This window comes from Streptomyces sp. NRRL B-24085 (assembly GCF_001282115.1).
In the GTDB taxonomy this organism is placed as follows: Bacteria; Actinomycetota; Actinomycetes; order Streptomycetales; family Streptomycetaceae; genus Streptomyces.
This window is the reverse complement of sequence record NZ_LJBR01000173.1, coordinates 13,771-27,094: the sequence shown is the minus strand read 5'-3', so window position 1 is coordinate 27,094 and position 13,324 is coordinate 13,771. Positions and strand designations below refer to the sequence as shown.

The 13,324-nt window shown below is 70.8% G+C and carries 13 protein-coding genes; all 13 read left to right on the top strand.

What is annotated here, in order from left to right:
* The coding region (locus tag AOJ26_RS20255; RefSeq protein WP_053849735.1) for a squalene/phytoene synthase family protein at positions 1 to 603 on the top strand (603 nt) is incomplete at its 5' end.
* Positions 600 to 1,550, top strand: coding sequence for a presqualene diphosphate synthase HpnD (gene hpnD / locus AOJ26_RS20250; protein WP_053849734.1), 951 nt, complete (start codon positions 600 to 602; stop codon positions 1,548 to 1,550). The genes AOJ26_RS20255 and hpnD, both read left to right, overlap by 4 nt.
* Positions 1,550 to 1,699: a DUF6380 family protein gene (locus AOJ26_RS44460; RefSeq protein WP_234358619.1), complete on the top strand. Its 150-nt coding sequence runs from the start codon at positions 1,550 to 1,552 to the stop codon at positions 1,697 to 1,699. The genes hpnD and AOJ26_RS44460 overlap by 1 nt, the downstream gene beginning before the upstream one ends.
* On the top strand, positions 1,696 to 3,090 hold the full coding sequence (gene hpnE / locus AOJ26_RS20245) for a hydroxysqualene dehydroxylase HpnE (RefSeq protein ID WP_053849733.1): 1,395 nt from the start codon (positions 1,696 to 1,698) through the stop codon (positions 3,088 to 3,090). The genes AOJ26_RS44460 and hpnE overlap by 4 nt, the downstream gene beginning before the upstream one ends.
* 71 nt (positions 3,091 to 3,161) lie before the next feature.
* Entirely contained in the window at positions 3,162 to 4,226 is a 1,065-nt protein-coding gene (locus tag AOJ26_RS20240; protein ID WP_078959975.1) for a polyprenyl synthetase family protein, read from the top strand.
* 121 nt (positions 4,227 to 4,347) lie between these two features.
* Positions 4,348 to 6,339: a squalene--hopene cyclase gene (gene shc / locus AOJ26_RS20235; protein WP_053849731.1), complete on the top strand. Its 1,992-nt coding sequence runs from the start codon at positions 4,348 to 4,350 to the stop codon at positions 6,337 to 6,339.
* Positions 6,339 to 6,980 carry a 1-hydroxy-2-methyl-2-butenyl 4-diphosphate reductase gene (locus AOJ26_RS20230; protein ID WP_053849730.1) on the top strand — a complete coding sequence of 214 codons (642 nt, stop codon included), beginning with the start codon at positions 6,339 to 6,341 and terminating at the stop codon, positions 6,978 to 6,980. Before shc ends, AOJ26_RS20230 begins: the two co-directional genes overlap by 1 nt.
* Before the next feature lie 5 nt (positions 6,981 to 6,985).
* Positions 6,986 to 8,008, top strand: coding sequence for an adenosyl-hopene transferase HpnH (hpnH, locus tag AOJ26_RS20225; protein ID WP_053849729.1), 1,023 nt, complete (start codon positions 6,986 to 6,988; stop codon positions 8,006 to 8,008).
* A 4-nt stretch (positions 8,009 to 8,012) separates the two neighbouring features.
* Positions 8,013 to 9,170 (top strand): flavodoxin-dependent (E)-4-hydroxy-3-methylbut-2-enyl-diphosphate synthase, encoded by a 1,158-nt coding sequence (ispG, locus tag AOJ26_RS20220; protein WP_053849728.1) that lies wholly within the window; start codon positions 8,013 to 8,015, stop codon positions 9,168 to 9,170.
* Positions 9,171 to 9,197: 27 nt separating this feature from the next.
* The gene (gene dxs / locus AOJ26_RS20215) at positions 9,198 to 11,099 is read left to right on the top strand and encodes a 1-deoxy-D-xylulose-5-phosphate synthase (RefSeq protein ID WP_053849727.1); all 1,902 of its coding nucleotides are present in this window, start codon (positions 9,198 to 9,200) and stop codon (positions 11,097 to 11,099) included.
* The gene (locus AOJ26_RS20210; RefSeq protein ID WP_053849726.1) at positions 11,096 to 12,481 is read left to right on the top strand and encodes an aspartate aminotransferase family protein; all 1,386 of its coding nucleotides are present in this window, start codon (positions 11,096 to 11,098) and stop codon (positions 12,479 to 12,481) included. The genes dxs and AOJ26_RS20210 overlap by 4 nt, the downstream gene beginning before the upstream one ends.
* A gap of 74 nt (positions 12,482 to 12,555) precedes the next feature.
* Positions 12,556 to 13,161 (top strand): helix-turn-helix domain-containing protein, encoded by a 606-nt coding sequence (locus AOJ26_RS20205; RefSeq protein ID WP_053849725.1) that lies wholly within the window; start codon positions 12,556 to 12,558, stop codon positions 13,159 to 13,161.
* Positions 13,158 to 13,280, top strand: a complete 123-nt coding sequence (locus AOJ26_RS20200; protein ID WP_053849724.1) for a DUF6126 family protein — start codon at positions 13,158 to 13,160, stop codon at positions 13,278 to 13,280. The genes AOJ26_RS20205 and AOJ26_RS20200 overlap by 4 nt, the downstream gene beginning before the upstream one ends.
* Positions 13,281 to 13,324 lie beyond the last annotated feature (44 nt).

Sequence of the window (13,324 nt, the reverse complement as noted above, 5' to 3'; positions counted from 1 at the left end):
CTGCTGCGCCGCCTCCGGCCCACGGTCCGCCGCCGCTCCCTCACCCCCGAGCCCTTCCTCGGCCTGATCGCCGCCAACCGCCAGGACCAGCTCGTCACCCGCTACGAGACCTACGACGACCTGCTCGCCTACTGCGAGCTGTCCGCCAACCCCGTCGGCCGTCTCGTGCTCGCCGTCACCGGCACCTCGACCCCCGAACGGATCCGTCTCTCGGATGCGATCTGCACCGCCCTCCAGATCGTCGAACACCTCCAGGACGTCGCCGAGGACCTCGGCCGCGACCGGATCTATCTGCCCGCCGCGGACATGAAGCGCTTTCATGTCCAGGAGGCGGACCTCGCCGTGAAAACCGCGGGCGCATCGGTGCGCGCTCTGGTTGCATACGAGGCACAACGCGCCCGCGAACTCCTGAATGAAGGCGCCCCCCTGGTGGGTAGCGTCCACGGCAGGCTGAAGCTGCTGCTCGCAGGGTTCGTGGCGGGGGGAAGGGCGGCGCTCCGCGCGATCTCCGCCGCCGAACACGACGTACTTCCCGGCCCGCCCAAGCCCGGCAAGCTCCAGTTGCTGCGCGAGGTGGGCGTCACTCTGCGAGGAGAGGGGTGATCCGGACGGTGGAGGCACCACCACACGCGTCCGCGCCGGTACTCGCCGCCTACAGCTACTGCGAGGCCGTGACCGGACAGCAGGCCCGTAACTTCGCGTACGGCATCAGGCTGCTGCCGACGTCCAAGCGGCGTGCGATGTCGGCGCTCTACGCGTTCTCGCGGCGGGTCGACGACATCGGCGACGGCGCGCTGGCGGCCGACGTCAAGGCGGCGAGACTCGAGGACACCCGGGCGATGCTGACCCGGGTGCGGGAGGGCTCGGTCGACGAGGACGACACCGATCCGGTGGCCGTCGCCCTCGCCCATGCCGCCGAGACCTTCCCGATCCCGCTGGGCGGCCTGGACGAGCTGATCGACGGCGTCCTGATGGACGTACGCGGCGAGACCTACGAGACCTGGGACGACCTGAAGGTCTACTGCCGCTGTGTGGCGGGTGCCATCGGGCGGCTCTCACTCGGCGTGTTCGGCACCGAACCCGGGGCGCGCGCCGCCGAACGCGCGCCGGAGTACGCCGACACGCTCGGTCTCGCGCTTCAGCTCACCAACATCCTCAGAGACATCCGTGAGGACGCCGAGGACGGGCGCGTCTACCTGCCCGCCGACGACCTCGCCAAATTCGGCTGCTCGGCCGGCTTCGCGGGGCCGAAACCGCCGGAGGGCGCCGACTTCGCGGGCCTCGTGCACTTCGAAGTGCGACGGGCCCGCGCCCTTTTCGCCGAGGGCTACCGGCTGCTCCCCATGCTCGACCGGCGCAGCGGCGCCTGTGTCGCCGCCATGGCCGGCATCTACCGCCGGCTGCTCGACCGCATCGAGCGCGACCCGGAGGCGGTGCTGCGCGGGCGCGTCTCACTGCCCGGCCGGGAGAAGGCGTACGTCGCGGTCCGCGGCCTGTCCGGCCTGGACACCCGGCACGTGACGCGGCGTGCCGTCAGGAGGCGTGCCTGATGGATGACGTGGACAATGCGGTCCAATGTGACGCCGACGGAGAAAAACGGCACGCAACCCTCCGCTCGACGACGGCGTCCCTGACTGCGACGACCGGCCGTGCACCGTTCGAGCACCACGGCGTCCGAGCAGGGAAGGGGGTGCGATGACCGACGGACAGCCGTCCGGACGGGACGCCGTCGTGATCGGCGGCGGGCTCGCCGGCATCACCGCCGCGCTCGCGCTCGCCGACGCCGGGGTCCGCGTCACCCTGCTCGAAGGCAGGCCGCGCCTGGGCGGACTCGCCTTCTCCTTCCAGCGCGGCGAACTGACCGTCGACAACGGACAGCACGTCTACCTGCGCTGCTGCACCGCCTACCGCTGGTTCCTCGACCGCATCGAGGGGACGGCGCTGGCGCCGCTGCAGGATCGTCTCGACGTGCCCGTACTCGACCTGGCCCGGCCCGAGGGCCGACGGCTCGGCAGGCTGCGGCGCGACGCGCTGCCGGTGCCCCTGCACCTGGGACGCAGCCTCGCGACCTATCCGCATCTCTCGCTCGCCGAGCGGGCCGGGGTGGGGCGTGCCGCGCTCGCGCTCAAGGGCCTCGACCTCGCCGATCCGAGCCTGGACGCACAGGACTTCGGCAGCTGGCTGACCGCGCACGGTCAGTCGGCGCGTGCCGTGGAGGCCCTGTGGGACCTGGTCGGGGTCGCCACCCTCAACGCGGTCGCGGGCGACGCCTCGCTGGGGCTCGCCGCGATGGTGTTCAAGACCGGTCTGCTGTCCGACCCGGGCGCCGCCGACATCGGCTGGGCCCATGTCCCGCTGGGTGAACTGCACGACCGGCTGGCCCGCAAGGCGCTCGACTCCGCGGGCGTGCGTACCGAGGTCCGTACACGCGTCACCTCCATCTCCACTGAGGACAACGGCACTTGGAGCGTCCAGGTTCCCGGGGAGACGCTCCGGGCCGACGCGGTCGTGCTCGCCGTAGCCCAGGGCGAGGCTGCTGACCTGCTGCCGGAGGGCGCGCTGGACGCGCCGGAAAGACTCCGGGAGATCGGCACCGCGCCGATCCTCAACGTCCACGTGGTCTACGACCGCAAGGTGCTCGACAAGCCGTTCTTCGCGGCCCTCGGCACCCCCGTGCAGTGGGTCTTCGACCGCACCGCCGCCTCCGGGCTGCGCGAGGGCCAGTACCTCGCCCTGTCCCAGTCGGCCGCGCACGAGGAGATCGACGAGCCGGTGGCCGAGCTGCGCCGCCGCTACCTGCCCGAGCTGGAGCGGCTGCTGCCGCTCGCCCGTGGCGCCGAGGTGCGGGACTTCTTCGTGACCCGGGAGCGCACGGCCACCTTCGCTCCCGCCCCCGGCGTCGGACGGCTGCGGCCCGGCGCCCGTACGAAAGCCCCCGGCCTCTACCTGGCCGGCGCGTGGACCGCCACAGGGTGGCCCGCGACCATGGAGAGTGCGGTCCGCAGCGGTGTGAGTGCGGCGGACGCCGCTCTCGCCGCCCTGGGCCGGCCCCGCCCCGCCCGTCTCTTCGAGTTCGAGGAGGCCGCGTGATGCTCGACCAGCACGGCGTATCCGGCCCCAGCACCTCCGGTACCGCGACAAGAGGAGAGACTGTGCCCACTGTGCCCCCGGCCGAGACGGCCGCTGCGAGGCCCGCGGTGGACGTGACCGCGCTCCTGGAGCGCGGCCGGACCCTGGCCACTCCGGTGCTGAAGGCGGCTGTCGACCGCCTCGCATCCCCGATGGACACCGTTTCCGCCTACCACTTCGGCTGGATCGACGCCCAGGGCAACCCGGCGGACGGGGACGGCGGCAAGGCCGTGCGACCCGCCCTCGCCGTCCTCTCCGCCGAGGTCACCGGCGCCGCGCCCGAGACCGGCATCCCCGGTGCGGTCGCCGTCGAACTGGTCCACAACTTCTCCCTGCTGCACGACGACCTGATGGACGGCGACGAGCAGCGCCGCCACCGCGACACGGTGTGGAAGGTGCACGGCCCCGCCCAGGCCATCCTGGTCGGCGACGCCCTGTTCGCCCTGGCCAACGAGGTCCTCCTGGAGCTCGGCACCGTCGAGGCCGGCCGCGCCACCCGCCGGCTGACCACCGCCACCCGCGCCCTGATCGACGGCCAGGCCCAGGACATCTCCTACGAACACCGCGACCGCGTCAGCGTCGAGGAGTGCCTGGAGATGGAGGGCAACAAGACCGGCGCCCTGCTCGCCTGCGCCTCCTCCATCGGCGCGGTGCTCGGCGGCGCGGACGACCGCACCGCCGACACCCTGGAGAAGTACGGCTACCACCTCGGCCTCGCCTTCCAGGCCGTCGACGACCTCCTCGGCATCTGGGGCGACCCGGTCTCCACCGGCAAGCAGACCTGGAGCGACCTGCGCCAGCGCAAGAAGTCCCTGCCGGTCGTGGCCGCGCTCGCGGCGGGCGGTGCCGCCTCCGAGCGGCTCGGCGAGATCCTCGCCGCCGACGCCAAGAGCAGCGACTTCGAGAACTTCTCCGAGGAGGAGTTCGCGGCCCGCGCCGCCCTGATCGAGGAGGCGGGCGGCCGCGAGTGGACGGCCGCGGAGGCCCGACGTCAGCACACCATCGCCATCGAAGCGCTGAACGCCGTCGACATGCCCGACCCGGTGCGGGACAGGTTCACGGCGCTCGCCGACTTCGTCGTCGTACGAAAGAGATGATCACTATCGGTCGAATAGCCCTCGCGTAGTCGCCGGCCGGTGCTGCGAGGAAAGGAAGAGCACCGGCCGACGGCGGACCCACAGCAGAGCACCACATTGCACACTGCACGAAGGGGAAGCCATGACAGCGACGACCGACGGAAGCACCGGGGCCCTGCCGCCCCGCGCTGCCGCGGCCAGCGAAACCCGTCTCGACACACCCGTGGCGGCCGGGATACAAGAAGCCGCCGTGCGTGCCGTCCAGCGCGCCACCGACCACCTGCTCGCCCGCCAGGACGCCGAGGGCTGGTGGAAGGGCGACCTCGAGACCAACGTCACGATGGACGCCGAGGACCTGCTGCTCCGTCAGTTCCTCGGCATCCGCGACGAGTCGACCACCCGTGCCGCGGCCAGGTTCATCCGCGGCGAGCAGCGCGAGGACGGCACCTGGGCCAGCTTCTACGGCGGGCCCGGTGAACTCTCCACCACCGTCGAGGCGTACGTCGCCCTCCGTCTGGACGGTGACGCTCCGGACGCCCCGCACATGGCGAAGGCCTCCGCCTGGATCCGCGCCCAGGGCGGAATCGCCGCCGCCCGGGTGTTCACCCGGATCTGGCTCGCCCTGTTCGGCTGGTGGAAGTGGGAGGACCTGCCCGAACTCCCGCCGGAGCTGATCTACTTCCCCAAGTGGGTCCCGCTCAACATCTACGACTTCGGCTGCTGGGCCCGCCAGACCATCGTCCCGCTGACGATCGTCTCCGCGAAGCGCCCGGTGCGACCGGCACCCTTCCCGCTCGACGAGCTGCACGCCGACCCGGCCGACCCGAACCCGGCCAAGCCGCTGGCCCCGGTGGCGAGTTGGGACGGCGCCTTCCAGCGGCTCGACAAGGCGCTGCACCAGCTGCGCAAGGTCGCCCCGCGCAGACTGCGCAGAGCCGCCATGAACAGCGCGGCCCGCTGGATCATCGAGCGGCAGGAGAACGACGGCTGCTGGGGCGGCATCCAGCCCCCGGCCGTGTACTCGGTGATCGCCCTGCACCTGCTCGGCTACGACCTCCAGCACCCCGTCATGCGGGCCGGTCTGGAGTCGTTGGACCGGTTCGCCGTCTGGCGCGAGGACGGGGCCCGGATGATCGAGGCGTGCCAGTCGCCGGTGTGGGACACCTGCCTCGCCACCATCGCCCTTGCCGACGCGGGCGTGCCCGCCGACCACCCGCAGCTGGTGAAGGCCGCGGACTGGATGCTCGGCGAGGAGATCGTGCGGCCCGGCGACTGGGCGGTCAAGCGGCCCCAACTCCCGCCGGGCGGCTGGGCGTTCGAGTTCCACAACGACAACTACCCCGACATCGACGACACCGCCGAGGTCGTCCTCGCCCTGCGCCGGGTCAAGCACCACGACCCCGAGCGGGTGGAGAAGGCCATCGGACGCGGGGTGCGCTGGAACCTCGGTATGCAGTCGAAGAACGGAGCCTGGGGCGCCTTCGACGTCGACAACACCAGCCCCTTCCCCAACCGGCTGCCGTTCTGCGACTTCGGCGAGGTCATCGACCCGCCGTCCGCCGACGTCACCGCCCACGTGGTGGAGATGCTGGCCGTCGAGGGGCTCGCCCACGACCCGCGCACCCGGCGCGGCATCGAGTGGCTGCTGGCCGAACAGGAGCCGGACGGCTCGTGGTTCGGACGCTGGGGCGTCAACTACATCTACGGCACGGGCTCGGTGGTGCCCGCGTTGACGGCCGCCGGACTGCCCGCCTCGCACCCGGCGATCCGGCGGGCGGTGGCCTGGCTGGAGAAGGTGCAGAACGACGACGGCGGCTGGGGCGAGGACCTGCGCTCCTACAAGTACGCCAAGGAGTGGAGCGGCCGCGGCGCCTCCACCGCCTCCCAGACCGCCTGGGCGCTGATGGCGCTGCTGGCCGCGGGGGAGAGGGACTCCAAGGCCGTCGAGCGCGGCATCGAGTGGCTCGCGAGCACCCAGCGCGAGGACGGCTCCTGGGACGAGCCCTACTTCACCGGCACCGGCTTCCCCTGGGACTTCTCCATCAACTACCACCTCTACCGGCAGGTCTTCCCGCTCACCGCCCTGGGCCGCTACGTCCACGGAGACCCGTTCTCCCGGACCGAGGCCCTCTGATGAGCCCCCAGCCCGCCACCGCCCCGCTGCTGATCGCCTGCGCCCTCGGCATCGAGCACCTCGCCCTGCGCACCGGCGAGCGCGGCGGGGGCGGCGGGCCGGTCACCCTGCTCAGGACGGGCATGGGCCCCAGGGCGGCGGAACGGTCCGTCACCCGGCGCCTGGCCGACCCCGCCCTCGCCGGGGCCGCCGTACTGGCCACCGGCTTCTGCGCGGGGCTCGCCCCCGGGATGCACCCCGGCGACCTGGTCGTCGCCGAGGAGACCCGGGACCCGGACGGAACCGTTCCGTGCGCGGAGACCGACCTGCTCGTCAAGGAGCTGGTACGGGCCGTGCCGGGACGCACCGTGCACACCGGACCCCTCACCGGATCCGATCACGTCGTCCGCGGTCAGGAGCGGTCGGCACTGCTCGCCACCGGCGCGATCGCGGTCGACATGGAGTCCGCGGCCACGCTCCTGAGCGCCGTGCGCACGGGCGAGCGCCCGGTTGCGGCCGTCCGGGTGGTCGTGGACGCTCCACAACATGAACTCGTCCGGATCGGCACGGTACGCGGTGGAATATCAGCCTTCCGCGTTCTTCGTTCTGTCCTTCCCGCTTTCTATGAATGGCACCGTTCCTTGCTGCTCCCCAGGAGGTGAGCCAGATGGCCATGCCGCTGCGCCAGTCCATCAAGGTCGCTACATACTTGGCCGAACAGAAGCTCCGCAAGCGGGACAAGTTCCCGTTGATCGTGGAGCTGGAACCTCTTTTCGCATGCAACCTGAAGTGCGAGGGCTGCGGCAAGATCCAGCATCCGGCGGGGGTGCTGAAACAGCGCATGCCGGTGGCGCAGGCGGTCGGGGCCGTCCTCGAGTCCGGTGCGCCGATGGTGTCCATCGCCGGCGGTGAGCCGCTGATGCACCCTCAGATCGACGAGATCGTGCGGCAGTTGGTGGCGAAGAAGAAGTACGTCTTCCTCTGCACCAACGCCATGCTGCTGCGCAAGAAGATGGACAAGTTCACGCCCTCGCCCTATTTCGCCTTCGCCGTGCACATCGACGGGCTGCGTGAGCGGCACGACGAGTCCGTTGCCAAGGAGGGCGTGTTCGACGAGGCGGTGGCGGCGATCAAGGAGGCCAAGCGGCGCGGCTTCCGGGTCACCACCAACTCGACCTTCTTCAACACCGACACCCCGCAGACCATCATCGAGGTGCTCAACTTCCTTAACGACGACCTCCAGGTCGACGAGATGATGATCTCGCCCGCCTACGCCTACGAGAAGGCACCCGACCAGGAGCACTTCCTGGGCGTGGAGCAGACCCGCGAGTTGTTCAAGAAGGCCTTCGCGGGCGGCAACCGGCGCAAGTGGCGGCTCAACCACTCCCCGCTCTTCCTGGACTTCCTGGAGGGCAAGGTCGACTTCCCGTGCACGGCCTGGGCGATCCCCAACTACTCCCTGTTCGGCTGGCAGCGCCCCTGCTACCTGATGAGCGACGGGTACGTGCCGACGTACCGCGAACTCATCGAGGAGACCGACTGGGACAAGTACGGCCGCGGCAAGGACCCGCGCTGCGCCAACTGCATGGCCCACTGCGGCTACGAGCCCACCGCCGTCCTCGCCACCATGGGCTCGCTGAAGGAGTCGCTGCGCGCCATGCGCGAGACGGTCTCCGGAAACCGCGAGTAGCGCCATGACCGCCATTCCCTTGGGCGTCCCCGAGGTACCGGTCCGGCCGATCGCCGAGCGGCGCGTGTCGCGGCAGATCATGGTCGGGCCGGTGGCGGTCGGGGGCGGGGCCCCGGTGTCGGTGCAGTCGATGACGACGACCCGTACGTCCGACATCGGCGCCACGCTCCAGCAGATCGCCGAACTCACCGCGTCCGGCTGCCAGATCGTCCGCGTCGCCTGCCCCACGCAGGACGACGCGGACGCCCTCGCGACCATCGCGCGCAAGTCGCAGATCCCGGTGATCGCGGACATCCACTTCCAGCCCAAGTACGTGTTCGCCGCGATCGAGGCCGGCTGTGCGGCGGTGCGCGTCAACCCCGGCAACATCAAGCAGTTCGACGACAAGGTCAAGGAGATCGCGCGGGCCGCGAAGGACCACGGCACGCCCATCCGGATCGGGGTCAACGCCGGGTCGCTCGACCGGCGGCTGCTCCAGAAGTACGGCAGGGCGACTCCGGAGGCGCTGGTCGAATCGGCGCTGTGGGAAGCCTCGTTGTTCGAGGAGCACGGCTTCCGGGACATCAAGATCTCCGTCAAGCACAACGACCCCGTGGTGATGGTGGCCGCCTACCAGCAGCTCGCCGAGCAGTGCGACTACCCGCTGCACCTGGGGGTCACCGAGGCCGGGCCCGCCTTCCAGGGGACGATCAAGTCGGCGGTGGCCTTCGGGGCACTGCTCAGCAGGGGCATCGGCGACACCATCCGGGTGTCGCTGTCCGCCCCGCCCGCCGAGGAGGTCAAGGTCGGCATCCAGATCCTGGAGTCGCTCGGGCTCAGGCAGCGGCGCCTGGAGATCGTCTCGTGCCCGTCCTGCGGGCGCGCGCAGGTGGACGTCTACAAGCTGGCGGACGAGGTCACCGCGGGTCTCGAAGGCATGGAAGTGCCCTTGCGGGTCGCGGTGATGGGGTGTGTGGTCAACGGTCCCGGCGAGGCGCGGGAGGCGGACCTGGGGGTCGCCTCCGGCAACGGCAAGGGGCAGATCTTCGTGAAGGGCCAGGTCGTCAAGACCGTCCCGGAGTCGAAGATCGTGGAGACCCTCATCGAGGAAGCGATGAAGATCGCCGAACAGATGGAGCAGGACGGCGTCGCGTCGGGGGAGCCGGCCGTCACCGTGAGTTGAACAGCACGGACCGAAGGGGGCCCGACCGTGACCATTCTGGAGAACATCCGGGGACCACGCGACCTGAAGGCGCTGTCCGAGTCGGATCTCGGTGAACTGGCCGAGGAGATCAGGGAGTTCCTGGTGCACGCCGTCGCCAGGACCGGCGGTCACCTCGGGCCCAACCTGGGGGTGGTGGAACTCTCCATCGCGCTCCACCGGGTCTTCGAGTCGCCGGTCGACCGCATCGTGTGGGACACCGGCCACCAGAGCTATGTGCACAAGATCTTGACGGGGCGTCAGGACTTCTCCAAGCTGCGCTCCAAAGGCGGCCTGTCCGGCTATCCCTCGCGCGCGGAGTCCGAGCACGACATCGTCGAGAACAGCCACGCCTCCACCGCCCTCGGCTGGGCCGACGGGCTCGCCAAGGCCCGCCAGGTGCAGGGGGACAAGGGACACGTCGTCGCGGTCATCGGCGACGGCGCGCTCACCGGCGGCATGGCCTGGGAGGCGCTGAACAACATCGCGGCCGCCAAGGACCGGCCCCTGATCATCGTCGTCAACGACAACGAGCGGTCGTACTCGCCGACCATCGGCGGCCTCGCCAACCACCTGGCCACCCTGCGCACGACCGACGGCTACGAGAAGGTGCTGGCCTGGGGGAAGGACGTCCTCCTGAAGACTCCGGTGGTCGGCAACACCATCTACGAGTCCCTGCACGGCGCGAAGAAGGGCTTCAAGGATGCCTTCGCCCCGCAGGGCATGTTCGAGGACCTGGGGCTGAAGTACGTCGGCCCGATCGACGGACACGACATCGGGGCCGTCGAGTCGGCGCTGCGGCGCGCGAAGCGCTTCCACGGTCCGGTGCTGGTCCACTGCCTCACCGAGAAGGGACGTGGCTACGAGCCCGCCCTCGCCCACGAGGAGGACCACTTCCACACCGTGGGCGTGATGGACCCCCTGACCTGCGAGCCCCTCGCCCCGGCCAACGGGCCTTCCTGGACCTCGGTGTTCGGCGACGAGATGGCCGCGATCGGGGAGGAGCGGGAGGACGTCGTGGCGATCACGGCGGCCATGCTGCACCCCGTGGGGCTGGGGAAGTTCGCGGCGCGTTTCCCGGACCGGGTGTGGGACGTCGGTATCGCCGAGCAGCACGCGGCGGTCTCCGCGGCGGGCCTCGCCACGGGCGGGCTGCACCCCGTCGTCGCGGTGTACGCCACCTTCCTGAACCGGGCCTTCGACCAGCTCCTGATGGACGTCGCCCTGCACGGATGCGGGGTCACCTTCGTCCTCGACCGGGCCGGGGTCACGGGGGTGGACGGTGCCTCCCACAACGGCATGTGGGACATGTCGATCCTCCAGGTCGTGCCCGGACTGAGGATCGCCGCGCCCCGGGACGCCGACCAGCTGCGGGCGCAACTGCGGGAGGCGGTCGCCGTGGACGACGCGCCGACCCTGGTGCGGTTCCCGAAGGAGTCGGTGGGTCCGGCGGTGCCGGCGGTCGACCGGGTGGGGGGCCTGGACGTCCTGCACCGGTCCTCGGGTGTGCCGGACGTCCTCCTGGTCGCCGTGGGCGTGATGGCGCAGGTCTGCCTCCAGGCCGCCGAACTGCTGGAGGCCCGGGGCATCGACTGCACGGTCGTGGACCCCCGTTGGGTCAAACCCGTCGACCCCGCGCTGCCGGGCCTCGCGGCGGAACACCGGCTGGTGGCCGTCGTCGAGGACAACAGCCGGGCCGCCGGAGTGGGCGCCGCGGTGGCCCTGGCCCTCGGAGATGCCGAAGTCGACGTGCCCGTACGGCGGTTCGGGATCCCGGAGCAGTTCCTCGCGCACGCCAAGCGGGGCGAGGTGCTCGCCGACATCGGTCTGACGCCGGTCGAGGTGGCGGGACGGATCAGCGCGAGCCTGGCCGTGAAGGCACAGGCCGACGTCAAGGAGACAGCGGAATGACCACGGAGTTCGACCTCGGCAGACTCCTGGCCGAGCGCGGGGCCGAGCGCTACGAGCTGCACGGCAAGTACCTCAACCACCAGCTCCCGCGCATGCTGCACACGATCGGCTTCGACAAGGTCTACGAGCGCGGCGAGGGCGCCTACTTCTGGGACGAGGACGGCAACGACTACCTCGACATGCTCGCCGGGTTCGGGGTGATGGGGCTCGGACGCCACCACCCCGTCGTCCGCAAGGCCCTGCACGACGTCCTCGACGCCTCCCTCGCCGACCTCACCCGCTTCGACTGCCAGCCGCTGCCCGGGCTGCTGGCGGAGAAGCTGCTCACGCACAGCCCGCACCTGGACCGGGTGTTCTTCGGCAACAGCGGCACCGAAGCGGTGGAGACCGCGCTGAAGTTCGCCCGGTACGCCACCGGGAAACCCCGCGTCCTCTACTGCGACCACGCCTTCCACGGGCTGACCACGGGCTCCCTGTCGGTCAACGGCGAGTCCGCCTTCCGGGACGGGTTCGCGCCGCTGCTGCCCGACACGGCCGTGCCCCTCGGCGATCTCGACGCCCTGGCCGCGGAGTTGCGGAAGGGCGATGTGGCCGCCCTGGTCGTCGAGCCGATCCAGGGCAAGGGCGTGCACGAGCCGCCGCCTGGATATCTGCGGTCCGCGCAGGAGCTGCTGCGCCGGCACAAGGCGCTGCTCATCGCCGACGAGGTGCAGACCGGGCTCGGCCGGACCGGGGACTTCTACGCCTACCAGCACGAGGACGGGGTCGAACCCGACCTGGTGTGCGTGGCCAAGGCGCTCTCCGGCGGCTATGTCCCGGTCGGCGCCACCCTCGGCAGGGACTGGATCTTCAAGAAGGTCTACTCGTCGATGGACCGGGTGCTGGTGCACTCGGCGAGCTTCGGGTCCAACGCCCAGGCGATGGCGGCCGGGCTCGCCGTCCTGTCGGTCATGGAGAGCGAGCAGATCGTCGCGAACGCCCGCGCCACCGGTGAGCTGCTCAGGTCCCGGCTCGCGGCACTGATCGACAAGTACGAGCTGCTCGCCGACGTGCGCGGCCGGGGCCTGATGATCGGCATCGAGTTCGGCAGGCCGAAGTCGCTGAAGCTGCGCAGCCGCTGGACCATGCTCCAGGCCGCGCGCAAGGGCCTGTTCGCGCAGATGGTCGTCGTCCCGCTGCTTCAGCGGCACCGGATCCTGACCCAGGTCTCCGGCGACCACCTGGAGGTCATCAAGCTGATCCCGCCCCTGGTCATCGGGGAGAAGGAGGTGGACCGGTTCGTCGACGCCTTCACGGACGTCATGGACGACGCCCACAGCGGAGGCGGGCTGATGTGGGACTTCGGCAGGACGCTGGTGAAGCAGGCGGTGGCCAACCGGTGACCGCCCCGCGCCGGGCCTTTTGCCTCTGAGGCAACGAATTTGCCGCAGAGGCAATACTCCGGCTCAATGGAGGTATGACCTCCCCGGAAGCCTTCACGGAGCTGCCCTCGGTGGCTCCCCAGCTTCGCGCACTGCGCCGTCGCGCCTCCCTCACCCTGGAGGCCGCGGCCGGTGCCGCGGGGCTGTCACCCGCCCATCTCTCCCGGCTGGAGACCGGACAGCGCCAGCCCTCGCTGCCGATGCTGCTCGCGCTCGCCCGTATCTACGGTACGACGGTCTCGGAACTTCTCGGTGAGACGGCCGCCGACCGGGACGCCGTGATCCGCGCCGCCGACATGGAACCGACCGAGGCGGGCGGCTGGACGTACTTCCAGGCGGGCGCGGCCGGCTGTGGGATGCAGGCCCTGCGGGTGCAGGTGCCGCACGGCTCCCAGGGCGACATCGTGCGGGTGCATCCCGGCGAGGAATGGCTGTACGTCCTCAAGGGGCGGCTCCGGCTCCGCCTCGGGGACTCCACGCACCGGCTCGGCCCGGGCGACAGCGCGCACTTCGACTCGCTGACCCCGCACCGCATCGCCGCCCAGGATCCCGACGGCGTCGAGCTCCTGTTCGTCCACACCCTGTTGCAGAGCCCCACGGCCACGCTGTGCCTGGGCCCCACCCCTGGAGAGACGTCATGAGTGACATGGAGGAGAAGTTCCCCCGCGCCCTGTGGGTGCGCCTCATCATCTACCTGGCCGTCGGCCACGTCTTCGCGGCCTTCATCTACTTGCTCTTCGAGGTGGGAGCCGGGCAGTAGCGGCCGTACGGCTTCTTTTCCGGGGGAAGCGGGCAGGGGCGGCC